This window comes from Cytobacillus citreus (genome assembly GCF_018343665.1).
Taxonomy (GTDB): Bacteria; Bacillota; Bacilli; order Bacillales; family Cytobacillaceae; genus Cytobacillus; species Cytobacillus citreus.
Map to the genome: position 1 here is coordinate 213,310 of NZ_JAGYPM010000002.1, position 23,800 is coordinate 237,109.

Here is a 23,800-nt window from a genome sequence, read left to right on the forward strand (position 1 = left end):
TGTCTTTATTTTCAGAAAAATGTTAAAATTAAACTAAGGGGTGATAAAATATGTGGTTTCTCCTTATTTTCTGTATCATATTACTTGGAATTGGTGTTATCGTCGATTGGTGGAATAAAAAGAACGGAATTCGAAATTTTGATCCAAATGAAAATGAAAGGCATGTTTCAGATTCGGAAAAAGCATATGTCGAATCCTATATGCATAATATGAAAAATGATCATAGCAACGGACCATTTTGATAAGTGGGCATACTGTAAATAAGCAGTGATGCCTTTTTTAGTTTATAAAAGGAGTACATAAAATGATCCAATTATTAGTTGACCTTATTGAGCAGAAAAGGAATAGGGAGAAGGCGATCCCGATGGAAAACTATATGAAAAATCACTTCCCTTTCCTTGGAATTAAATCACCGGAAAGAAGTCAGTTGATGAAGCTTTTTTATCAGGAAAGCGGAATTTTAAAGAAAAGCTTTCAGGAAGACTTTGTGATAGCATTATGGGAGAAGGATGAAAGGGAATACCAGTATGCTGCGCTCGATTATATTGGGCGTTCTTTGAAAAAACTGGACAAGCAGCATCTGCCGCTAATGAAGAAGCTTATTATGACGAAGCCATGGTGGGATACAGTAGATTTGCTAGCATCGAATCCAGTGGGAGCCATTGCAGCCAATCATCCGGAAGTTATTCAGGAAGTGATAGATACTTGGGCTTATGGTGATCATTTATGGCTAAGGAGGACCGCCATTCTTTTTCAATTAAAATATAAAGAGCGTACAAATGAAGAGCTCCTATATCACTATATTCAGCAAAATAAAGAGAGCAATGAGTTTTTTATTCAAAAAGCCATCGGCTGGATATTGAGGGAATACTCCAAAACGAACCCCACTTCTGTAAAGGCATTTATAGAATCCACTCCTCTTCCCAAATTAAGTGTCAGGGAAGGAAGCAAATATATTAAGTAATAGTGGAAACTGGCCGATAAACGCAACATATAAGGAATCCATTCAGTACGCTTTTCATATCAAGAATTTAAAAAAGGTGTTAATAAAATAAGCGGAAGCATAACAATAAAGTGAATTAGAAGGTGAAATCATGATAAAATGCATTGCAATTGATATGGATGGAACACTCTTGACAGCGACACAGCAGATCACAGATGAGAATATTGCCGCCATTCGAAAAGCGCAGTCACAAGGAGTAGAGGTTGTGATTGCTACTGGAAGATCCTTTAAGGAAGCAAGATTTGTTTTGGATAGAGCTGGGCTTATTTGTCCAGTAATTTGTATTAATGGGGCAGAAATCCGCTCGGTTAACAATGAAATTATTGCGGCAAATTCTCTTGAAAAAACGATTGCAAAGCAGGCTGCTTCCATTCTTTCAGAGAGAAATGTTTATTATGAGGTATATACGAATCAAGGAACATACACACTGGATGAGGATAAGGCTATTTCCATTATCGCTGACATTGTTTTAAGTGCAAACCCAGAAGCAGATATAGATCAAATCATGAAGGTGGCGAAAATAAGACTTTCGAAAGGTCTAATCCAAAAAGTAGACAACTATGATGTTATTTTTAATCATGAAGAGCATCAAATTTATAAACTATTAGCTTTTTCGTTTGAGCAGGATCTTTTAAGTTCTGCTAAGGAAGCTTTACTTAAGCTCGGTCAGTTAGCTGTAAGTGCCTCTGGGAATGAAAATCTTGAGTTAACAAGCTTGGATGCTCAAAAGGGCATTGCCCTTGAGGCATTTGTGAATGAAAAAGGAATCACTTTACAGGAAACGATGGCCATCGGTGATAATTACAATGATCTTTCCATGTTTAAGATGGCAGGCAGAGCGGTCGCAATGGGGAATGCTGATGAAGTGATCAAAGCACAGTGTGATGCAGTAACATTAACAAATGAGGAAAGCGGAGTTGCCAAAGCGATATTGGAGGTTTTAGCCTAAAACATCTATTTAGGGAGGAACATGAATGAAGCATGTTCTCGGCATTATTTTTCTTGCCCTTGTATTCGTTGTCGGATGTTCAGGTGCAAAGGAAAAGGAAGTAGAGGAACAGGAAGTAAGTGTCCCATATGCAGAAGTGGAGGTTGTGGCTGATGAACTGCAAATACCTTGGTCAATCGATAAAATTGGAAGTACCTTTTATCTTTCGGAAAGATCAGGGAGTATCGTCAAAATAGAAAAGGGGCAAAAGGAACGCCAGAAGGTATCTCTTGAAAAATCAATAGCCACAGCTGCGGAAGCTGGATTACTTGGGTTTGTACTAAAACCTGATTTTTCACAATCGAAGGAAGCCTTCGCGTATTATACCTATAAGGATCAAACAGGACAATATAACCGTATTGTTGTGCTGCAGCTTGAGGACAATGTCTGGAAAGAAAAGCGGCGGCTGTTAGATAAAATTCCGAGCGGCGAGTTTCATCATGGAGGCAGACTTGAAATCGGGCCGGACGGCAAGCTATACGCAACGGCTGGAGATGCTGCCATTAAACCGGAAATTGCTCAGGATTTGAATTCTTTAGGTGGAAAGATTTTAAGAATGAATTTAGATGGCTCCATTCCTTCGGATAATCCTTTTCCGAATTCCTATGTATACAGCTATGGCCATCGTAATCCGCAGGGGCTTGACTGGTCTTCAGACGGCACACTTTATGAAAGTGAGCATGGCCCTTCAGCAAACGATGAGATTAATAAAATGATGGCTGGGAAAAATTATGGGTGGCCAGTCATCAGGGGTTCGGAAAAAAAGGAAGGTATGGAATCGCCTTTATTTACTTCTGGTGAAAATACGACTTGGGCGCCATCAGGAATGGCTTATTCGAACGGAAAGCTTTATGTTGCAGCTTTGAGAGGAACTGCCATATTGGAATTTAACCTGCAAACAGGTGAACAAAAAGAATTCATTACCGGTCTTGGCCGGATCAGGGATGTGTTTATAGAGGATAACGTCCTCTACTTTATTAGCAATAACACAGATGGCCGCGGGATCCCGCTTGAGAAGGATGACAAGCTATATAAAGTTCAACTTTAATTAGTGGGGGTCTTAAAGCCAGTAAAATATTATTAACAGAACTATAAGTATTAGGGGCTGTCTTAAAATCACCGAATTGATTTTAAAGGGCAGCCCCTTTCTGAAATGTTCTATTTTTATAAACTCTGCAATCTTGGTATTTTCTTAGACACAAACTATGTCTAACACCGATTATTTTTGACCTATCCCTCTCATTAAAAATTGTATCGTAAGTTCAATTTCTTCCTCATCGTTCCAGTCCGCTTCCGGAAGAAATAAGTATCTGGCGATGAAATAGCCCATAATCGTTGTAATCGTCAATCTTATAATTTGTTGGGGTGGAAGATCAATAATTTGCCCTTTTCTCTGATAATACTCCGTTAATTTTGTAAAGCGATCGAAGACCTTCTTGGCAATATGCTCAGTGAATTGTTCCTTTAGCTCTGGATGAAAAGGAATTTCCTGAATGAAAATTTTAAAGAGTGGTAAGTTTTGCTTCAAAAAAGCCGCTCGGTTTTCAATCATCGCTCTAAGAAAGTCCTCGAAATGCTCGTACTTCGTATCTAATACTTTATATAAATCCTTAATGACAAATGGAGCAAGTAATTTCGCCATTGCAGGAGCAACAATTCCTAAAAGTAAATCCTTTTTTGTTTTATAATGCCTAAAAATCGTTCCCTCTGCTACCCCAGCCTTTTTTGCGATTTCACTTGTAGATGTAGCTGCATAACCCTTTTCTGAAAAAGACTCGATCGCTGCAATAATTATTTTTTTCTGCTTATCTGTTAAGTCTTCTTCTTCGTCGAAAAGTTGTGTAATCAATGAATCTTGATCTGCTATGATGAACAACCCCTTTTATACGCACATTTCGTTACAATTATTATAAATGATTTTTTTATTGAATAGAAACGGGCATGCTCTAGGCATTAGCGACTGACTAAGAAATTATAACTTTTAGAGTTAGAGAAATGTCTAGCTCCATCGCCTACCCCCGACGTACAGGACGTACGAGTGTCGACAATGCGACAGGACGTCGCGTTTTTGTCGACCTCGAGGTCATAAGCCAGTCCGCCAAGAAGGTTAAAGAACAACCTTCCTGTCGGCCCGTCTTATGCTTGCCTTAGGGTGAGCACTAAGGAAAGCTCCTCCGAATAATCATCGCAAGAACAATCTGAACTTTGATTGTTCTGAAGGCGCTTGCGCTTTTCTATTAAAGCTTCCGATATTTTCTTAATGCGGCAATATTGAGTATCATGAACAACAACGAGAAACCAAATAATATAAGCAAATCTTTATAAATCATATCCCAGCCATATCCTTTAATCATAACACCGCGCAATGCTTCACTTGCATAATACAGCGGTGTTATCGGGCCAATCCAGCTAAGCCAGCTTGAGACAGTTTCAAGATTGAATAGACCTGAAAAGAAGACCTGCGGGACAATGACAAGCGGAATAAATTGAATCATTTGCAGCTCATTGTTCGCAAAGGAAGATAGTAAGATTCCTAATGTTAAGGCAGTAAGGGAAACGAGTAACGTAATAAGCAGGACATAACCGAATGCACCTTCCATCATCATGTCTAATACATAGATGGAATACCAGGCTATGATCGTTGCTTGGATCATGGTAAAAATACCAAAGCCAATGACATAACCCATGACAATCTCCCATTTTCTTAGCGGGCTGGATAATAATCTTTCTAGTGTTCCAGTCGTCCTTTCCCGCAAGAAAGACACACCGGCAATAAGAAAAACAAAGAAAAAGATAAAAAAACCGAGCAGGATAGGGCCAATATAATCGAACTGTCTCATTTCACTTGAGCCATACAAATAATCAACGGCTATTTCCTTCTGGGGAGCATTCTGCTGTAAAGGCTTCAAGGCCGTTTGCATCCATTTCATAACGGACCCATTAATACTAGGATCGCTTCCTTCTAAAACTACAGAAGGCTTCTGGTTTTCAAAAAGAAAATATGCATCGAGCTCATGATTTGATAAAGCTTTTTTTGCTTGATGAATAGAATCATATTGTGTGATTTCAGCATCATCTAAGTTTAGTTGATCCTGGATCTGCTCAGGGATATCTACAAAACCAATCTTTGGAATATAATCATCCCCATTAAAAACCAAATAAAGCATGGATAATACAAGGATTGGAGCGAAAATTAACAGGGCCATTGTCCTTTTATCACGAATAATTTGCCGAAGAATTCGAATGACTAGAGCGTTTATTCTCATTTCCAGCACCTCCGTACACTAAGAATGCTTCTTCAATACTAGTGGAATTTGTTTTATTTTTCAGCTCTTCAGGAGTCCCTAAAGCAATGAGCCTTCCATCTCGGATCATCCCAAGCCGATCACATTTTTCTGCCTCATCCATCACATGAGTAGTCACGATAATCGTTGTTCCGATCTCTTTCAGCTCATAAAAGGCATTCCATATGCTTTTTCTTAGAACTGGATCGATGCCAACAGTTGGTTCATCGAGAATGAGAAGCTGAGGTTGATGTAAAAGAGCAATGGCTAGCGAAAGACGCCGCTTCATTCCACCAGAATAGGTTGATACAAGCTTATTTATGTGTTCTGATAACGAAACGGTTTCCATTACCACTTTGATTCTTTTTTTTCTTTTTGCTCCTTTTAATCCATACAGGGCAGCAAAAAATTCAAGATTTTCCTTGGCGGATAGTTCACCATATAAGGCATCAGATTGAGCCATATAACCTGTTTTTTCGATTAGCTTTAGGTTCGGCATTTTTTCTTGAAAAAGATAAATTTCTCCTTCTGATGGGAGATCAAGGCCGACCAGCTGTTTAACAATTGTTGTTTTGCCCGCACCTGAAGGGCCGAGGAGACCAAATATCTCCCCAGATTTCATTTCTAAGCTGATATTCTTGAGGACTTGATGTTTTCCGAAAGATCTGGACACGTTGTGAATGGTAACAATTTTCTCTTCCATTTTTTCACCCCATTTTTAAAAGTGAGTAATCACTCATGTTCATTTTAAAACGATATTCCAGATTTGTAAAGTGAGTAATCACTCATTATCGAAATAAAATAAAACCTCTTCCAGAAAGAAAGAGGCTCTTTAATAGTGACTATTTTTTGCAAAAAGAAGATAACACAAATAAATCGATAAGAAAACAACATTTTATTCATAGATTTCTTCTGTTAAAGCACTTATATTATGTGAAATATGTCACATTCAATGAGTATAAGCTTCGATAGAATGTAGAGAGAAAACTGGGTGAGGTGGATAAGAATGAACAGCCATACAGCCATACAAAAACCAGATCTGGTGAATTTTTTAGGAAAAATTGAGATTTTTAAAAATCTCCCAGAGCAAACAATCCGGTTAATGGATAAGAGAATTGTCAAAAAAAGCTTTAAAAAGGGAGAGCAGGTCTTTTCGGAATATGAAAAGGCAGAAGGAATATACTTTGTTCTTTCCGGTATAGTGAAGATGACAAAGCAAGATGATCAAGGAAATGAAGTGATTACTTGTATTAAGAAAAAGGGAGAAATATTCGCAGAGGTATGCCTATTTAAAAAAGAGGGGGCGTGTTATCCTGCAACTGCTACGATGATTCAAGATGGAGAAGTTTATTTCTTAAACTCGGAGGATTTGGAGCAGGAGCTAATGGTCTCTCCAGAAATGGCTGTTCAAATGATCCGTTATATGAGTGAGCAGCTGCGAGATTTAACAGCGATATTAAGGGATATAGCTCTTTTAGATGTTTACATGAAAACGATTCGGACATTAGATCGACTAGCAGAAAAATTTGGTGCGAACCACAGCAATCGAATGTTCATTGAGCTGCCTATTACCGTTCAGGAGTTCTCAACATTGGTCGGAGCCTCTCGGGAAAGCGTAAGTCGAGTATTCTCAAAGCTAAAAAGGGATGGAATTATTGAAATTAGAGGGAAGACGATTGTTATTTCAGATTGGAGTAAATTTTGTTCCCTATATCATAAGCTTTAACAAAGCCAAAATAAAAACAGGATTCTAGTTCGAAGAATTCTGTTTTTTTGTTATATAATAGTTGTATTGATTATATTTTATTGAGGTGCAGAGCATGGCAGATTTCCGTTCAAGTGTGATTATTCATAAACCAGTAAAGGAAGTATTTGATTATATCGCTAGCATGGAGAATACTTCAGAAATAATGCCGAATGTAGTCAAAATGGAAAAGCTGACTGAAGGACCAATTGGCAAAGGAACAAAGTTTAAAGAAACAAGATCAGTAAGAGGAAATACTGTAAATGCTGATGTTGAAATGGTGGAATATGAACAAGATAAATTATTTAAAACCCGGAGCAATTCAAATGGTTTGATTGTGGAGTATACATACATCTTCCATGAAATAAAAGAAGGAACACAGGTAGAATTAGACGCATCTGTGAAGACAAGCGGGTTAAGAATGAGATTAACAAAATACTTTATTGTCAAGATGGTCAAAAGGGAAGACGGCTTCCAGCTTGATTATTTAAAGGAAATGCTTGAAGATGAGAAAAGTGAGGATGAGTGATTGTAAAAGCACTGCTTTTTAATTGCAACAAAATAAACTTTACAATAAAAGCAGCTTTCCGCTATGAACAGGGAAAACTGCTTTCTATTTCCTTATTCTAGTTCATATTTCCATTCATTCATTCATCCCTTTTTCGACATTAGAGACATGCTTAAAGCCGTTTTCGATAAGAATTTCACTTGCCTGCGCGGAGCGATTTCCGCTTCTGCAAATGATTAAATAGTGCTGATCCTTATCAAGCTCATCAATTCGGCCCTCTAATTCAGGGAGGGGGATTAATGTTGCTCCTGGAATATGCCCTTCATTAAACTCCTCTACTGAACGGACATCAATGACGTTAACTTTATTCCCATCAATTAATTGTTTTGCTTCCGCGATGCTTACATTTTCATAAGAAGCATTTGAACTGCATCCAGCTAGTAGACTAGCTATGAAAATGAACAAGAAAAACTTTTTCATTGAACACTCCCCCGAGCTTTTACTTAGAACGGATAGGACCAAAATCTTTCATAATGAAACCGTGCTATTACTTCAGGGTCTTGATTCTTTAAATTTATCGCGGTCTGACTTACCATAAGCTGCGTTTGGGATACATGCGCTTTAATTGCAGCAAGTTTTTGATCGGCATAAGCAGCGACATGATTGACAATATCTGCTTGGCCAATTTCTTCCTCACAGTTATGGGAAAAGGCGACACAATGAACCTTTGGCCGGTTTTCTGCCGGCATCTCTTTGACAGCTCGAATCACGGCCGCACCGCAGGCATCATGGTCAGGATGCACGGAGTAGCCAGGGTAGAATGTAATAACTAAGGAAGGATTCACATCCTTAATGATGGCGCCCATATGGCTAGCTAATACTTTCTCATTCTCAAATTCCACTGTTTTATCACGATAGCCAAGCATTCTTAAATCAGTAATTCCGAGGATATTCGCTGCATCCTGTAATTCCTTTTTGCGAATATGGGGTAATGACTCCCTTGTAGCAAAAGGAGGATTTCCCATATTTCGTCCCATTTCTCCCAACGTCAAACAGGCATAGGTTACAGGTGTCCCGTTTTGGGTATAGGAAGCAATTGTTCCTGACACGCCAAATGCCTCATCATCGGGATGAGGGAATACAACAAGAACATGTCTTTCTTTTTCCATGTGGTGTACTCCTTTCCATGATAAAGTGAAACTTCCAACAGTGGGGGGGTACTTTCATCCCCCACTTAGGTTTCTTTGATTCTCCCGCAATCTTGAAGTGGGGGTCTTACTGCCCGTTAATCTGCGATAAATGGATTTCGGATTCTTTAGAATCCTATCGAATAAGGAAAATTGGCGAAATTATTGCCAATCTTACCTTTTACTTTTTAGAAGGGTGTTTCGCTAAGTTGTAGGGCAACAGCAAGCTTGCCTTCGAAATCATGTCCAGCTAAAAGGAGATGACCCTGTTCATCGATTTCAAAATGTGTAATGCCCTCTGCGTATACCCAGCCAAAGCTCATTTTGAGCCCTACTCGATAAGGACCTTTTCCTGTTATTTTTCCGTGCTCATATTGTAGGAGGGCATTCCGAATATAGGCGCCAGAAGAGAAAAAAGTCTTATCGAAATGGGAAGCATATGCTCCATTTGTTGTTTCTAGATGAATATACACATCTTTTTTTGCCAGGCGGTCAATTTCTTTTTGGACTTGCTCAAAGATAACCGGTTCCATTATGGGCCTCCTTTCCATGCTTTATCAAATCTAAATTAATATATGAATCAAGCTTCTAAAAATTGTTCATCAATTACCCATATATTTTACTAAATAAAAGCCGTAAATGCGAAACTAATGCTTAAAAAAACAGAGCTCAAAGGCTCTGTTCATAGATTTATCGCAGATTCGTATTATGAAGTAACTTATTCTGATTCCAAACGTCCCTCACCAAATTTGCGGTGAGCACAATGCATAGTCGGCCCAACAAATTGGTTTAATTTAAAGCCATGGTTGATGGCAGCTGTAATGAATTCTTTTGCGGTTTGAACAGCTTCCACGACAGATTTGCCTTTTGCAAGCTCTGCTGTAACGGCAGATGAGTATGTGCAGCCAGCACCATGTGTATAAGTTGTATTAACGCGTTCGCTTTCGTATAGCTTGAATTCCTTGCCATCGAATAGAAGGTCAACTGCTTTCTCATGCTCCAATTTGCTGCCGCCTTTTATTAACACATATTTTGCGCCAAGCTCATGAATTTTGACAGCTGCTTCCTTCATATCATCAACGGTTTTAATTGGACCTGTTTTCGCTAATTGCCAAGCTTCAAAGAGGTTTGGTGTGACAACAGTTGCACGAGGAACAAGGATTTCTCTTAATGCATCTGCTGTTTCAGGATGAAGGACCTCATCCTCTCCTTTACAAACCAAAACAGGGTCAATGACGACACGGTCTAATTTATTTTCATCAATTGTTTTTGCAGCAAGCTCAATAATTTCTACGGAACCTAGCATGCCTGTTTTCATCGCATCAATGCCAGTTGATAAAATGGTTTCCAATTGAGCTTTTAGTGTATCGATGGCAATTGGAAATACATTATGACCCCAATTATTTTTCGGATCCATTGTTACGATTGTAGTTAGTGCGGTCATTCCATATACGCCAAGCTCTTGGAATGTTTTAAGGTCAGCCTGAATTCCAGCTCCTCCGCTTGTATCTGAGCCCGCGATTGTTAAGACTTTTTTCAACGACATGTGCAAATTCCTCCCTGAAGTTTTGCTTCCTAAAGATAAGGTTAATCTTTTTCTAATTATAGCAATAATCACTTTGGGGAGAAACTTTAAAATAAGATTCTTTAATTTCCAGTTGATTTTCTCTATGATAATGATAGGTGATGAAAAATGAGGAGAATTCTATACATAGAAGATGATTTAGAGATTGGTAGCTGGGTAAAGGAAGATTTAGAGCATAGAGGTTTTGAGATTCAATGGTTAAAATCAGGTGATGGATCTGAAAAAATCGTAGCTAATCATGACCTTGTCATACTAGATGTGATGCTTCCTGGCCTTGATGGCTTTACAGTAGGTCAGCGGTTAAAAAAGGAGGCGCCTCAAATCCCGATACTAATGCTATCAGCCCGTACAGCTGTAGATGATAAGCTGCAAGGGTTACAATTTGCTGATGACTATTTAACAAAACCCTTCCATCCAGACGAATTGGCTGCAAGGATTGAGGTATTGCTTAGAAGATCAGGTCTATCACTTTCAAATGAGCTGCATCTTGGTCATATTCAAGTTAATCTTTCCGAAAATACGTTTATCGATCAGCGTACAGGAGAGGAAATTATTTTGACGGGCAAGCAATACCAGATATTCATGCACTTCCTCCGTCATCCGAACCAAATTTTAACGAAGGAACAAATCTATGAGTCAGTATGGGGTGAGCCTTATCTAGAAGGCGATAAAACACTGATGGTTCATATTCGCTATCTCCGTGAGAAAATAGAAATAAACCCAGGTACTCCTGAAATAATCGAAACCATTAGGGGAATTGGCTACAGGGTGAAGCAATGAAATTGAAAAACTCTTTATTGAACCAATATTTATTAATTATATTTCTAGCCATTATAATTTTGCCAATTTCCTTTTTCCTTATTTCAATTTTATTTTACACTCAATTTAGTGGTACAGAGGAACCGAATAAATATCAAAATGGTATCGATTTAGAATCGATGTGGCAAGCAGAAGCACAAAGCTTAACAGGTGCTACAGACGAGCAAATAGCTGAAAGATTAAAGCAGCTTCAAACAGAATATTCTGAAGCAACAATGTATTGGGTGGATGAAACAGGGCAAACGAAATATAAGCTGCCGGAAAATGCAACTGTTCCGTCGTCATGGTCACCATCTCATACTATAGATTTTATGAAAAAAAACCGGGGGTCAAGCGTTGACCCTTTTACAGTAGTAGCATTAATTGGCGAGCAAAAAGAAGAAGGCTTTATGGTTATGCAGGTACCTCGGTCTGCAATGGAAACAACAGGGAATAGTTTAGCTGATAAGTATAATTATTGGATTATGCCTTCAGTTGCGGTCGTATTAACGATCTTTATTTTCATCTCATGGATATTCTTTTCTAGAATTAGGAAGCGTTTATTGAGGTTGAGGCAGGCCATGTCAAGTCCAGCGGAAAACGGTATTCCTGATCAAATTAGTGTTTTCAAAAAAGATGAAATTGGCCAATTGGAAATAGAATTTAATGAAATGATTCATCAGCTTGAAAGCAGCCGTCTCCGTGAAAAAGAAGAAGAGACGCTAAGGAGACAGCTAATTGCAAATTTATCACATGATTTAAGAACACCGCTAACGACTATAAGAGGCCATGCTTTTAGTTTGAAAAAAGAAGCGTTAAGTGAAAAGGGGAAGGAATCTCTCGATTTAATCGATAGTAAAATAAATTATCTTGGTCAATTAATAGAAAATCTACTTTCCTATACCTTACTTACTTCGGGAAAGTATCCATACAATCCGAAGAAAACAGATATCGTCCGGCTAGTGAAGACCTCCTTTGCGGCATGGTATCCGGTGTTTGAAAATAGGGGCTTTCAGATGGATGTTGAATTTCCAGAAAAAACCTTTCGTTGGGACATCGATTCACAATGGATGGAACGTATACTCGATAACTTTTTTCAAAATATCAACCGTCATGCAATGGAAGGTAAGTATATTGGTGTAAAGGTAGACGTGGTGCAGGAGCAAATCATTATTGCCGACCACGGACCAGGAATGAGCGGGAAATCGGCAGGAAAAGGAGCAGGAATTGGACTCTCCATTGTTTCTCTCATGTTAAAAGATATGAAGCTCCATTGGGATATTCAAACTGGAGAAACCGGAACCATTATTCGAATAAGTAGGAAAGAACAAAGCTGACGCTGTCGGCTTTTTTTTCTTTTTTGGCTGTGTTAAAGCTCAGTGTTGATAATGCTATTTTGTTGTTGATTGGAGCGGAAGGCGCGAGATCCTCGAAAATGCATTCGCATTTCCTTCGTGCGGTGGTTATTCGGGGAAGATTATTCAATGTCCTACGGGAGAAGCGAGTCAAAGGGAGACCCCGCAGGAGCGATAGCGACGAGGAGGCTTCCGGACCGCCCGTGATCGCTAAGTGCCTGCAGCGGAAATCAACAGGGAAGTTTAACATAGACTCTTTTTTAAACGAATTTTAAACTTCATCCACCCTTCTTTTTAACCAAGGCTGGTTATGATGGTAATCGAGGTGATAAGGATGAGTGAATTTATTATTGAAACAAATAAATTAACGAAAAAATTTAAGAATCGGTATGCAGTGGAAAGTGTGAACCTTCAAATTAAGAAGGGTGAAATTTACGGATTTCTAGGACCGAACGGAGCTGGAAAAACGACAACGATCCGCATGCTTCTCGGACTAGCGAAGCCTACATATGGTTCCATTCAAATTTTTGGAAAGGATATGAAAAAAGAAAAGCTTACAGTATTAAAGAAAGTGGGTTCATTAGTCGAATATCCTTCCTATTATGGCCATTTAACGGCGTATGAGAACCTAGAAGCGATTCGTATTTTACTGGACGCTCCGAAATCAAGGATAGATGAAGTTCTTTCTATTGTCAGATTGTCTAATGATGCAAAGAGACCAGTTAAAGGCTTTTCCCTCGGAATGAAGCAAAGATTAGGGATTGCGGCAGCATTATTAGGAAAACCGGAATTGCTGATTTTAGATGAGCCGACAAATGGCCTTGATCCATCAGGTATTCTTGAAATTAGAGAATTGATTAAAAGCATGCCTAAGGAACATGGCATTACGATTCTAGTTTCGAGCCATTTACTTTCCGAAATGGATCAAATGGCGACCCAGGTAGGAATTATTACAAAGGGGAAAATGATTTTTCAAGATTCCATTGAAACTTTAAGGCAAAGGTCGAAAAGCAAAATTGCTATTAAAGTGAATGAAACTGAACAAGCATGGAGAATGCTTCTTTCAAAAGGCATCCAAGCAGAGATGGAGAATAAGCAGATCTATTTGCCGCATTCCTCAGATGAAGCTATCTCCACTGTTGTTGAGGAGCTTATTCATAACCGTTTCTCCGTATTTCGAGTTCAGGAGGAGAAAAAATCATTGGAAGATATTTTCCTAGAGTTAACAAGCGGGGAGGGGAGTCTTTAATGTTAAAGACCTTCGCTTCCGATTTGATAAAAATAAAACGAAAAATGATCTGGTTTTTAATTTTCCTTGGGCCTTTTGGAGTCGTGGCATTAGAAGCAGTCAACTTTGGTCTTCGCTACGACTATTTAACGAAGCTCTATGCAGACGATTTGTGGGGAGGGCTAATTGGTGAGGCTCGTTATTTAGCCATTCCAGCTCTCATGCTCGGATTAACGATCATTGCATCGATGATTGCCGGCATCGAACATCAAACGAATTCGTGGAAGCAGCTGTTAGCTTTGCCTATATCGAAGCTAAGAGTTTTTACAGGTAAATTTGCTTTAGCGGCCGTTTTACTTTTTGCATCAAGCACGCTGCTCTTCATAGGAATCATTATTTTAGGTATTATTCTGAAATTCGGGACGGAGATTCCTTTTCTTTCCCTGCTAAAAATGGCTTACTTCCCTTATTTGGCGGCCATGCCCTTCGTTGCTTTCCATATGTGGTTGTCCATTACAATGAAAAACCAAGCCATTCCATTGGTCGTAGGAATTGTTGGCACGATTTTATCGATGATGTCCTTTAACTTCCCAGATTGGTTCCCTTGGAAATGGCCATCTTTGGAAAATGGCTGGGGTGACCCGATTTATTCAGTATTTGCTGGATTGGGCTTAGGGCTAATTATCTACTTAATGGGCAGTATTGATTTTGGCAGAAAGGATGTGCAATAGCATGGGGAAAGTGTTGCGATCAGAATTTTTAAAGCTAAGGAAATCATCTATATGGCTGTTAATATTTATTAGCCCGGTGTTAGCCACTTTAGCGGGCTTAGGGCAATCGGTTGAAGATACCCCTTATAAATGGGAGATAACCTTAAGTGCCATGTCTTTTTTACATGCGTTATTATTTTTCCCTTTGTTAACCGGTGTTTTTTCAGCATTTGTTTGTCGTTATGAACATCTTGGAGGCGGTTGGAAGCAGCTTCTAGCTATGCCAGTTTCACGCAGCAATGTTTATATCGCGAAATTCCTTATTGTGATCAGCTTACTTGCCATCACACAGGTTTTGTTTGCCGGAGGGTTAGTACTTGTCGGGCAGCTAAAAGGATTCGAGGGGGCATTGCCTTGGAAAATGATCTTAACAAGTGCAATTGGGGGCTGGATTGCAAGTCTTCCTCTTGTAGCACTGCAGCTATTTGTCTCCGTTGCTTGGTCGAGCTTTGCTGCCCCTCTTGCGATCAATGTCGTTTTTACACTGCCCAATATTTTGGTTGTGAATTCAGAGCAATTTGGACCTTACTATCCGTGGGCACAGCCTTTTTTAGCTATGATGCCAACAACGGAGGAAAGCTTCGGTGCATTGAATGTGCCAATGGAAACTCTGATGATTGTTATTCTCGGAAGTCTAGTTCTGTTTTTTCTATCAGGCTTCACCTATTTTCAAAGGAAAGAAATTTAGCATCCTTCTACTTTTTGGAGGATGTTTTCTTTATTTATGTCGTAAACTTGTACCCAATGCCTCTGACCGTTTGGATAAAGGGATACTCTGAATATTGGGCAATTTTCTCGCGCAAATTTTTAATATGAACATCAACGGTTCGTTCATTAATCAATTTTTCTTCGTTTTTATAAACGAGTGTGATCAATTGTTCTCTTGAGAATACTTGATCAGGATGAGTCATAAATTGATAAAGCAATTTGTATTCAAAAAGGGTTAAATCAAGTACAGCATCCTCGAATTTGGCCATACCGACAATCGGCTTTAGAGTCAATCCTCGATAGCTTATTTTGCTACATCTGTTCGCCGTTCTTCTTAATACTGTTTCGACTCTTGCTGTTAATTCGTCAAGACTGAAAGGTTTTGCCATATAATCATCCGCACCTAATTTCAATCCTTCCACTTTGTCCTTTTCAGTATGGATGGCGGAGAGCATAATAATAGGTACATTGCTTTTTAAATCTTGACGAAGCCAGGAGCAAATCTCTTTGCCGTTTATACCAGGAAGCATAATATCTAAAATGATAAAGCAAGGGTCGTATTTTAAATATTGTTCCTTTGCCTCAAATCCATCTGCTGCTTCTAAAACCTCAAATCCAATTTTTGTTAAAGCCATTTTTATTAATCTTCTGATCCGTTCCTCGTCCTCTACGATAAGGACCGTTTTTCCTCTAAGCTTTTCCATCAAAAGATCACATTCCTTTGTAGATTTTTTAAGATCAATCATTTCTATTATATAGAAAATACTTCCTTGTTTGGGTTATATCCTGAAACTAAAATGCAAAAACCCGGATAAAACCGGGCTCTAGTTAAACATATCCTTTTTACTTAAAGATAAGAAAGTATAACTTTTCTCGAGTTAGAGAATTGTCTAGCTCCAGCGCCTACCCCCTCGAGGTCATAAGCCAGTCCGCCAAGAAGGTTAAAGAACAACCTTCCTGTCGGCCTGTCTTATGCTTGTCGGGGGTGAGCATAAAGGAAAGCTTCACGAATAGACATCGCAGGAACAATCTGTTCTTTGATTGTTCCGAAGGCGCTTGCGCTTTTCTTATTTCTTTTCAGCGTTATCAGTCTTTTTCCCTGCAAGTGTTTCGTATGCTGCATCATCTGGGGCATCGCCATTTGGCCAATCATAAATTTTATCAGGGAAGTCTGGGCGCATTTGTGAATTAATATATGCAGCAAGATTCATTGCTTCTTCATCTGTGAGTGAGCCTGGTGCATATCCGCCTACCTCCGTTTTTGGCATATATTCTTGAATGAACCCAGCTGACGTTCTTAATCTGGCCATTCCAGCTCCGATATTATATGAATCATCTCCCCAGAGGGCTAATGAAGTTCCTTGGCCGCCATTTTCGCCGTGGCATGAGATACAGGCTTTATTGTATATTTCCCTTCCGTTTTCAATATCAACATTCTCAATATCTGCTTCAGATTTTTTTAATTTTGCCCAAGGCCTTTCGGTTGTTCCATCAGGGACATTTTGTGAGATGTAATCGTAGAAAGCAACCATCGCTTTCATTTCTTGTGAATCCTTCGGAAGAGGTTTCCCATTCATGCTCCTTTTAAAGCAGCCATTAATTCGATCTTCAAGTGTAACCTCTTTACCGGCCCTAGGATTATATTGTGGATGGGTTTTTGAAATACCTACTAGGTCCAGAGAGCCTCCATATCCCCCATCAGCATGACAGCTTGCGCAGTTTAATGTGTTTCCAACATACCCATCTAATGCTGTGCTAGTTTCCGTTGCGTATTTGTAGCCAAGCTTTATCAATTCTCCTTCTTCTCCTTCAGGAACATCGTCAAGACTTGGAGGAGCATATGGATGCTTAGCCACTTCTTCTGACGGATCTTGGCTGTCTTCGTTATTTATCTGTGAATCTACTGCTACATTTTTATCTGAAGCTTTTACAACTAAATAAGTTATGGAAAATCCTACAACTAATAGTGTGGCAATTCCAATAACAGATGATAGAAATAATTTGTTCATGGTAATCTCCCTTCCTATTTGAAAATTGTCATTTCAAGGGTTTGAAAACTATTACTAATTTTCGCCTTCAGTATAGGGGGGAATTATTAAGATTTGATTAATTTTCTCTGTCCTGAAAATTTGAACATTCTATGAAGACACAAATCATTCACAAATTATAAATGAACATATTGTGAACAATCTGAAGTTAGTAATATTTTCACTATATACATGTGATAAATATTACTGTTTGTTTATTCGTGGGCAGTTAAGATGAAACCGTACTATGATCAAGTAAATAATTTACATTATAGCAACATAATAAATACCCAATAGTCTTACTTTTTTGTGACTTAAGTCACGGAATAATATAGTATTCCTTCTTAGAATACAAAGAGGTGCATTCCTCATAAAGGAGAGAAAGTAATGAATAAAAAGGGGTGCCCAGAAGAGTTTCCTATAACTCTCAGAATCAATGGATATGAAATGGCTGTTTTTCAGCTAACGAATCACGATTTAGAAGATTGGGCATACGGATATTTGTTTTCAGAAGGTATGATTGCTAGTCGAGAGGATATAAAGTCCATTCATTATGATGAAACGACAGGAATACTTGAAGTCTCCTTTAAGGATGGTTTTGATCCAGAAATAATGTTTTCGAAGAAGAAGCATTATACAGCTGGCTGTGGAAGAGGAGTCACATTTTTCTCGATGACGGATGTGAAAACGTTTACTAAAGTACAGTCAGAAAATACCTATCTATTAAGCTATATATTGAAGAAGCGAAGCGAATTTGCCAAAAACTCTCCATTGTATGCGGAAACAGGAGGCATGCACGGTGCGTGTATTGTTCATGCAAATGGTGAAATAACTGTTCGAGAGGATATAGGCAGACATAACGCTGTGGACAAAATTATTGGTCATGCCATCCGGACAGGCTGTAATCCAAAGGAGTTGCTTCTTTTGACAACAGGACGCGTTTCCTATGAAATGCTTTCTAAAGCAGCAAAGTTTGGATTTGCTGTTATCGGCTCACGGACAGCAGCAACAAAACAAGCTATTCAATTAGCCAAATTTTTAAATGTCGAAGTGGTTGGTTATTTAAGGGGAAGAATGGCTATTCCTTATACTTCATTTGGAAGGGTCATCAATGACCTTGAAGAAAGAGCTTAGGGGTTTACCCATATTATTTGGTTTAAATAGATCCTATATATGTAAAAAGGGGGAGAAGGCATGGATTTTACTAGAAGGCAGTTCTTAAAATTGTCTGGTGCTGTAGCGGCTACGATTGCTGTTGTTGAACTAGGCTTTGACGATAAGAAAGCAAGAGCAAAGTCCAAAGATTTTAAAATTGCAGAATTAAAACCAACATCTACTATTTGTCCATATTGCTCAGTAGGATGTGGAATACTCGTTTACTCGAAAGATAACGATGTTATTTATTCAGAAGGAGACCCGGATCATCCGATCAATGAAGGGACCTTATGTAGTAAAGGAACAACAGTACGTCAAGTTTATACGTCTGAAAAACGGATTACAAAACCAATGTACCGTGCTCCGGGAAGTAATAAATGGAAAGAGGTAGACTGGGACTGGGCACTTGATAAAGTTGCTCAAAATATTAAAGAAACGCGTGACCGTACATTTGTTCATAAGGAAAATGGCGTGATCGTGAATAGAACAGACGCAATTGCCTATTTAGGCGGAGCCGCTCTTGATAATGAAGAATGTCATTTATTGCATAAATTATTTCGTGCCGGTCTAGGGTTAACTTATATCGAGCACCAGGCCCGAATATGACATAGTTCAACGGTTGCCGGTCTGGCACCTTCATTCGGTCGTGGCGCAATGACAAATCACTGGAATGATCTTCAGTATGCTGATGTACTAATGGTCATCGGTGCGAACCCTGCTGAGAATCACCCGATCAGCTTTAGATGGATTTCTAAGGCTATTGAAAAGGGCGCAAAACTAATCTCAGTTGATCCACGCTATACTAGAACATCGCAGATGGCTAATACCTATGCTCAGCTCCGCTCTGGAACTGATATCGCCTTCATTGGCGGGATGATAAACTATATTCTCGAAAATGAGCTCTATCATAAAGAATATGTATCAGCCTATACAAATGCCTCTTATATCGTTGATGATCAGTATTCATTTAAGGATGGTATTTTCAACGGATATGATGAGAAAACAAGAAAATACGATAAAAAGCAATGGGGCTTTAAAAAGGACAAGGAAGATAAAATTATCAAGGATCCAACATTAAAAGATCCTCGTTGTGTCTTCCAGCTTATGAAAAAGCACTATTCTCGCTATGATATTGATACAGTTGTTGGTGTAACAGGCACTGACAAAGAAACTTATAAAGAAATTTGTAAAGCATATGCTTCAACAGGAGAAGTAGGAAAGGCAGGTACAATTCTGTATGCGATGGGTGGCACTCAGCATACAGTTGGTACACAAAATATTCGTTCTTACGCTATTCTCCAACTGTTGTTGGGGAATATAGGGATTGCCGGGGGCGGTGTTAATGCGCTTCGCGGGGAATCAAATGTTCAAGGCTCAACAGATTTTGGTCTACTTTACCATAACGTTCCAGGCTATATGGAAGTGCCGACTGACGCTGATGTAACGTACCAAGGATTCCTTGATCGCATTACACCAAAGTCTGGTTATTTGACAAATAAGCCGAAATTCTATACGAGTATGTTGAAATCATTCTACGGTGACAATGCTACAAAGCAAAATGAATTTGGGTATCATTTTATGCCGAAGCTAGGTGCTGGCAAAGATTATTCTTATATTCGATTATTTGATGCCATGTACCGTAAAGAGTTCGAAGGATTAATGATGTTCGGTGCCAACCCGGTAGTAGGGGGACCGCATGCAAGCCAATCCATTAAATCACTTGCCAATTTAAAATGGATGGTGTCGATTGACTTATTTGAAACAGAAACATCTTCATTCTGGAAAAAAGAAGCAGGATCTGATCCAGCATCAGTTCAAACGGAAGTTATTTTCCTTCCAGCATGCTCATCTTATGAAAAGGAAGGCTCAGTAACTAATTCTGGGCGCTGGATGCAGTATCGCTGGCAGGCAATTAAACCAAAAGGTGAGTCAAAAGCCGACTTAGAAATAGTCCATATGTTAGCACGTCGTCTTAAAGAGCTGTACAAAAACAGTCCAAATCCTTCTGATATGTCATTGAAAGCTTTGACTTGGAATTATGGTGAATCCGATCATCCAGATATCGACTTAGTTTGTCGTGAAATAAATGGTTATGATATGAAAACAAAACAGCAGATTAAAAGCTTTGGAGATTTAAAGGATGATGGATCAACGAGCAGCGGCTGTTGGATTTATTGTGGCTTCTATCCTGAAAATGAGAATCTGGCAAAGCGCCGGGATAACACGAATGAGGGCATGAGTAATTTCTTGAACTGGTCTTATGCTTGGCCAGCAAATCGCCGTATTTTATATAACCGTGCAAGTTCAGACTTGAATGGAAAAGCATGGAGTAAAGATCGAGTAGGGATAGTATGGAATTCAGTCGAAGGAAAATGGAAAGGAAATGACATTCCGGATTTCGCAGCAACAAAAGGACCGGATGATCCAACATTCATAGATCCATTTATTATGATTGCAGGCGGTAAAGGAGCATTGTTCGCGGGCATTAACGAGGGACCATTCCCAGAGCATTACGAGCCGTATGAAAATCCAATTTCTAATGCGTTCTCTAGCGTTCAATTAAACCCAGCTGTTCAGTTCGGTGAAAAAGCAACAAATGCTAAAGGCGATGTTTCAAAATATCCAATTGTTGCAACGACTTACCGTGTATCTGAGCATTGGCAATCAGGGAGTATGACTCGAAATGTTCCTTGGTTGGCTGAGCTTGTTCCGCATATGTATATTGAAATTAGTGAAGAGCTTGCAAAAGAAAAGGGTATTGCCTATAAAGATAGAATAATTGTTTCGTCAGCCCGTGGTGAAATTGAAGCATATGCATTGATCACAAAACGCTTTAAGCCTTATAAGCTAAAAGATAAAACCGTTCACCATATTGGTATGCCGTGGCATTTCGGTTATAACGGGATTGCAACAGGTGCAACTGCCAACGTCTTAACTCCAAACATTGGAGATGCTAACACAACAATTCCTGAATTTAAGGCGTTCCTTTGTGATATTAGGAGGGCGAAATAATGGCGGATTATATTAAATTTGTTGATGTGACGAAATGTGACGGATGCCGTGCATGTATGGTGGCGTGTAAAAACTGGAATGACCTCCCTGCTGAACCAGAGGAGTTCACAGGCAGTATTCAATCTCATAATACACTAACAGCAAATACTTGGAATGTCATTACCTATGACGAACAAGTAACGGCAAACGGTAATTTTGAATGGTTGTTTAGACATAAGTCTTGCCATCACTGCGGAGAAGCTTTCTGTGAAAAAGCATGCCCAGAGACAGCGATTAGCCATACAAAATTCGGTTCTGTTGTTGTCGATGCCGATAAATGTGTAGGCTGTGGATATTGTGTGAATAACTGTCAATTTGGTGTGATCCAACTGGCAACTTATGTAGATAAGAAAGGCAAAGAGTACCGTAAAGCACAAAAATGTGATCTTTGCACAGGCCGCTTAGAAGAAGGACTAAGACCTGCATGTGTAACATCTTGCCACACAAACTGCTTAGTTTATGATGACAAGGATAAAGTGTTAGCGGAAGCTGAGAAGCGTTTAGCAAAAATTAAAGAACGTTTCCCTAATGCAAATATTTACAATCCTTCAGGGATTAAAGGTACAACGACAGTCTATCTTCTTGCTGATAAGCCAACTGTTTATGGCCTACCAGAAGATCCAAAGGTTGCTCTTTCCCAAATTGTTTGGAAGGATTATGCACAGCCACTTGGGAAAATGATGCTAGGTGCAACGACGATGGCAGTTATTGGTGCAGCGATTTCTACTGCGATTAATAAAGGAAAAGGTGAACATGAAGGAGGCCAGGATCATGAGTAATGGAAAAACCCCAAAAACGATTAAACGATTCAATAAAGGTTTTATCATAGCTCACTGGGTAAATGCAGGCGCATTTTTTACTCTATATATTTCGGCCCTTCCAATGTACACGGAGTTTTTTGACTGGCTATATCCTGTTTTTGGTGGACCGGCTGGTGCTCGCTTAATACACAGAATCGCTGCGGTGGCATTTATGTTACCACTATTCATCATGATCATTTTTGATTTCAAAGGCTTTAAAAATTGGATGAAAAATATATTCTCTTGGAAAAAGCATGATTTAATGTTTTTTCCACAATTTCTAAGAGAGTTCTTCGGACTAAAAGCGAAGGTTCCAAAACAAGACTTCTTTAACGCTGGAGAAAAAGTGAATTCTTGGTTAATGATTGTAACAACACTCATGCTAATTAGTTCAGGTTTAGTTATGTGGTTTCCAGCCTTTTTCCCATCTGTAGTTGTATGGTGGGCATACCCAATCCATAATATCGGCCTCGGCCTAGCTGTAGCTGTCGCTGTTGGTCATATTTATATGTCTCTAGTAACTGCTCGCCCTTCTATGAGAGGTATCACAAAAGGGGATGTTACAGAAGAGTATGCAAAAGACCATCATGGACGTTGGTATGATGAATTACAAGAGGAAAAGCAACAAAGGAAACAAGCTTAATGTGAACGCCGAAAGGCTTTTGACATTTGGAATAAAGTGAAACTTCCATCAGTAGGGGTCTGACTGCCCGTTAATATGCGAAAGAGCTACCCTGAATGAAGGGTAGCCTTTCCTCTATTTGCATTAGTTAAATAAAACCGAAAGCGGTGTTTTTTATGGCAAAAATAAATGTGCTTGATTCAGAGTATGAAAAGCTGCAAAAAGATATTCAGGCGTTAAATGATAAATGGAGTGAGCAATGTTCCGATATCATCATTAATGGAATCGAAAAAATAAAGGAAATGAAAGCTCCATACCTCTCACAGCTGGAACTCGCTATTGACTTCCATCAATACCGAACCTTTATTGAAGAGTTGTTCGCATTAATATGTCGCAATAAATCAGAGCTGAAAGTTTCAGCAGATAAAACAATTTCACTTTTAAATGACGATGTGCTTCAACGATGGTTTAAAGAAGCAATTGTTGTAAATGATATTTATTTTAAGAAATTTGCTGAAGAAAATGATCTACCAGAATGGCTTCCTATGTTTGCAGCAGAGCACGCTGTTCGCCCTTATTTACAAAAATCAGCAGAAAAATTAAAAGATAAATTGAAAAAATCGGATCATAATCAAGGCTGTCCTTCCTGTGGTGAACCTGCTCGTTTTGCCATAATTGATAAATCGGGCAAGAAGGAAATGACATGTCCTCGCTGCCTCCATTCTTGGGAAGAAAAGAAAATTAGCTGTGCCCACTGTGGAACAGAAGGAGAACTTGTCATAATCAAAATCGAAGAGGAAGAAAGTGCAGAAATCCATGCGTGCAACAAGTGTAAAGGGTATACTAAAGTTATCGATGTGAGACAAATGTTCAAAAAGGAATCTCCAACTTTATTAGATGTAAAAAGTATTCACCTTGATTATATAGCTCAAGAGAAGGGTTTTGGTATTCCACAAGTTTCGGGAGCTCATTAATTTTCAGGCAGGT

General features: G+C 39.1%; 25 protein-coding genes. 16 read left to right on the forward strand and 9 right to left on the reverse strand.

What is annotated here, in order from left to right; genetic code table 11:
* Positions 1–50 precede the first annotated feature (50 nt).
* The 4 genes from KHA94_RS07265 to KHA94_RS07280 all read left to right on the forward strand — a co-directional run bounded on the left by KHA94_RS07265 (position 51) and on the right by KHA94_RS07280 (position 3,039).
* A complete protein-coding gene (locus KHA94_RS07265; RefSeq protein WP_213101493.1) occupies positions 51–242 on the forward strand; it encodes a hypothetical protein in 192 nt (63 codons plus the stop codon).
* A gap of 62 nt (positions 243–304) precedes the next feature.
* Positions 305–964, forward strand: a complete 660-nt coding sequence (locus tag KHA94_RS07270; RefSeq protein WP_213101494.1) for a DNA alkylation repair protein — start codon at positions 305–307, stop codon at positions 962–964.
* A 130-nt stretch (positions 965–1,094) separates the two neighbouring features.
* On the forward strand, positions 1,095–1,952 hold the full coding sequence (locus KHA94_RS07275; protein WP_213101495.1) for a Cof-type HAD-IIB family hydrolase: 858 nt from the start codon (positions 1,095–1,097) through the stop codon (positions 1,950–1,952).
* 25 nt (positions 1,953–1,977) lie between these two features.
* Positions 1,978–3,039, forward strand: a complete 1,062-nt coding sequence (locus KHA94_RS07280; protein ID WP_213101496.1) for a PQQ-dependent sugar dehydrogenase — start codon at positions 1,978–1,980, stop codon at positions 3,037–3,039.
* 171 nt (positions 3,040–3,210) lie between these two features.
* On the opposite strand, the gene KHA94_RS07285 is transcribed toward KHA94_RS07280, so the two are convergent.
* From KHA94_RS07285 to KHA94_RS07295, 3 genes are all read right to left on the reverse strand, one after another.
* Entirely contained in the window at positions 3,211–3,858 is a 648-nt protein-coding gene (locus tag KHA94_RS07285) for a TetR/AcrR family transcriptional regulator (protein WP_213102238.1), read from the reverse strand.
* Positions 3,859–4,228: 370 nt separating this feature from the next.
* A complete protein-coding gene (locus KHA94_RS07290) occupies positions 4,229–5,257 on the reverse strand; it encodes an ABC transporter permease (RefSeq protein ID WP_213101497.1) in 1,029 nt (342 codons plus the stop codon).
* Entirely contained in the window at positions 5,208–5,978 is a 771-nt protein-coding gene (locus KHA94_RS07295) for an ABC transporter ATP-binding protein (RefSeq protein WP_213101498.1), read from the reverse strand. Before KHA94_RS07295 ends, KHA94_RS07290 begins: the two co-directional genes overlap by 50 nt.
* A gap of 303 nt (positions 5,979–6,281) precedes the next feature.
* On the opposite strand from KHA94_RS07295, the gene KHA94_RS07300 reads away from it, so the two are divergent.
* Positions 6,282–7,001 carry a Crp/Fnr family transcriptional regulator gene (locus KHA94_RS07300; protein ID WP_213101499.1) on the forward strand — a complete coding sequence of 240 codons (720 nt, stop codon included), beginning with the start codon at positions 6,282–6,284 and terminating at the stop codon, positions 6,999–7,001.
* 94 nt (positions 7,002–7,095) lie between these two features.
* Positions 7,096–7,548, forward strand: a complete 453-nt coding sequence (locus tag KHA94_RS07305; RefSeq protein ID WP_213101500.1) for an SRPBCC family protein — start codon at positions 7,096–7,098, stop codon at positions 7,546–7,548.
* A gap of 114 nt (positions 7,549–7,662) precedes the next feature.
* Here the strand turns inward: KHA94_RS07305 and KHA94_RS07310 are convergent, their stop codons facing one another.
* From KHA94_RS07310 to pdxK, 4 genes are all read right to left on the reverse strand, one after another.
* Positions 7,663–8,007 carry a rhodanese-like domain-containing protein gene (locus KHA94_RS07310; protein WP_213101501.1) on the reverse strand — a complete coding sequence of 115 codons (345 nt, stop codon included), beginning with the start codon at positions 8,005–8,007 and terminating at the stop codon, positions 7,663–7,665.
* 23 nt (positions 8,008–8,030) lie between these two features.
* Entirely contained in the window at positions 8,031–8,696 is a 666-nt protein-coding gene (gene bshB2, locus KHA94_RS07315; RefSeq protein ID WP_213101502.1) for a bacillithiol biosynthesis deacetylase BshB2, read from the reverse strand.
* Between the two features lie 206 nt (positions 8,697–8,902).
* On the reverse strand, positions 8,903–9,247 hold the full coding sequence (locus KHA94_RS07320; protein WP_213101503.1) for a YojF family protein: 345 nt from the start codon (positions 9,245–9,247) through the stop codon (positions 8,903–8,905).
* A 185-nt stretch (positions 9,248–9,432) separates the two neighbouring features.
* Positions 9,433–10,260, reverse strand: coding sequence for a pyridoxine/pyridoxal/pyridoxamine kinase (gene pdxK / locus KHA94_RS07325; RefSeq protein WP_213101504.1), 828 nt, complete (start codon positions 10,258–10,260; stop codon positions 9,433–9,435).
* A 147-nt stretch (positions 10,261–10,407) separates the two neighbouring features.
* Between pdxK and KHA94_RS07330 the strand changes: the two genes are divergently transcribed.
* The 5 genes from KHA94_RS07330 (at position 10,408) to KHA94_RS07350 (ending at position 15,138) form a co-directional block, all read left to right on the forward strand.
* Positions 10,408–11,079 carry a response regulator transcription factor gene (locus tag KHA94_RS07330; RefSeq protein ID WP_213101505.1) on the forward strand — a complete coding sequence of 224 codons (672 nt, stop codon included), beginning with the start codon at positions 10,408–10,410 and terminating at the stop codon, positions 11,077–11,079.
* Complete coding sequence (locus tag KHA94_RS07335; RefSeq protein ID WP_213101506.1) at positions 11,076–12,434, forward strand: sensor histidine kinase; 1,359 nt, start codon at positions 11,076–11,078, stop codon at positions 12,432–12,434. The genes KHA94_RS07330 and KHA94_RS07335 overlap by 4 nt, the downstream gene beginning before the upstream one ends.
* Positions 12,435–12,786: 352 nt before the next feature.
* A complete protein-coding gene (locus KHA94_RS07340) occupies positions 12,787–13,701 on the forward strand; it encodes an ABC transporter ATP-binding protein (protein WP_213101507.1) in 915 nt (304 codons plus the stop codon).
* On the forward strand, positions 13,701–14,411 hold the full coding sequence (locus KHA94_RS07345; protein WP_213101508.1) for an ABC transporter permease: 711 nt from the start codon (positions 13,701–13,703) through the stop codon (positions 14,409–14,411). The genes KHA94_RS07340 and KHA94_RS07345 overlap by 1 nt, the downstream gene beginning before the upstream one ends.
* Before the next feature lies 1 nt (position 14,412).
* Positions 14,413–15,138, forward strand: coding sequence for an ABC transporter permease (locus KHA94_RS07350; RefSeq protein WP_213101509.1), 726 nt, complete (start codon positions 14,413–14,415; stop codon positions 15,136–15,138).
* A gap of 34 nt (positions 15,139–15,172) precedes the next feature.
* On the opposite strand, the gene KHA94_RS07355 is transcribed toward KHA94_RS07350, so the two are convergent.
* Positions 15,173–15,862: a response regulator transcription factor gene (locus KHA94_RS07355; protein ID WP_057773185.1), complete on the reverse strand. Its 690-nt coding sequence runs from the start codon at positions 15,860–15,862 to the stop codon at positions 15,173–15,175.
* A 363-nt stretch (positions 15,863–16,225) separates the two neighbouring features.
* Positions 16,226–17,167: a c-type cytochrome gene (locus KHA94_RS07360; RefSeq protein ID WP_213101510.1), complete on the reverse strand. Its 942-nt coding sequence runs from the start codon at positions 17,165–17,167 to the stop codon at positions 16,226–16,228.
* Between the two features lie 405 nt (positions 17,168–17,572).
* On the opposite strand from KHA94_RS07360, the gene fdhD reads away from it, so the two are divergent.
* From fdhD to KHA94_RS07385, 5 genes are all read left to right on the forward strand, one after another.
* Positions 17,573–18,319, forward strand: a complete 747-nt coding sequence (gene fdhD / locus KHA94_RS07365) for a formate dehydrogenase accessory sulfurtransferase FdhD (protein ID WP_213101511.1) — start codon at positions 17,573–17,575, stop codon at positions 18,317–18,319.
* 60 nt (positions 18,320–18,379) lie between these two features.
* Positions 18,380–21,352, forward strand: coding sequence for a formate dehydrogenase-N subunit alpha (gene fdnG, locus KHA94_RS07370; protein WP_213101512.1), 2,973 nt, complete (start codon positions 18,380–18,382; stop codon positions 21,350–21,352).
* Positions 21,352–22,170, forward strand: a complete 819-nt coding sequence (locus KHA94_RS07375; RefSeq protein WP_213101513.1) for a 4Fe-4S dicluster domain-containing protein — start codon at positions 21,352–21,354, stop codon at positions 22,168–22,170. The genes fdnG and KHA94_RS07375 overlap by 1 nt, the downstream gene beginning before the upstream one ends.
* Positions 22,163–22,834, forward strand: coding sequence for a formate dehydrogenase subunit gamma (locus KHA94_RS07380; RefSeq protein ID WP_213101514.1), 672 nt, complete (start codon positions 22,163–22,165; stop codon positions 22,832–22,834). The genes KHA94_RS07375 and KHA94_RS07380 overlap by 8 nt, the downstream gene beginning before the upstream one ends.
* A gap of 155 nt (positions 22,835–22,989) precedes the next feature.
* Positions 22,990–23,787, forward strand: coding sequence for a formate dehydrogenase accessory protein FdhE (locus KHA94_RS07385; protein WP_213101515.1), 798 nt, complete (start codon positions 22,990–22,992; stop codon positions 23,785–23,787).
* The last annotated feature ends 13 nt before the right edge of the window (positions 23,788–23,800 follow it).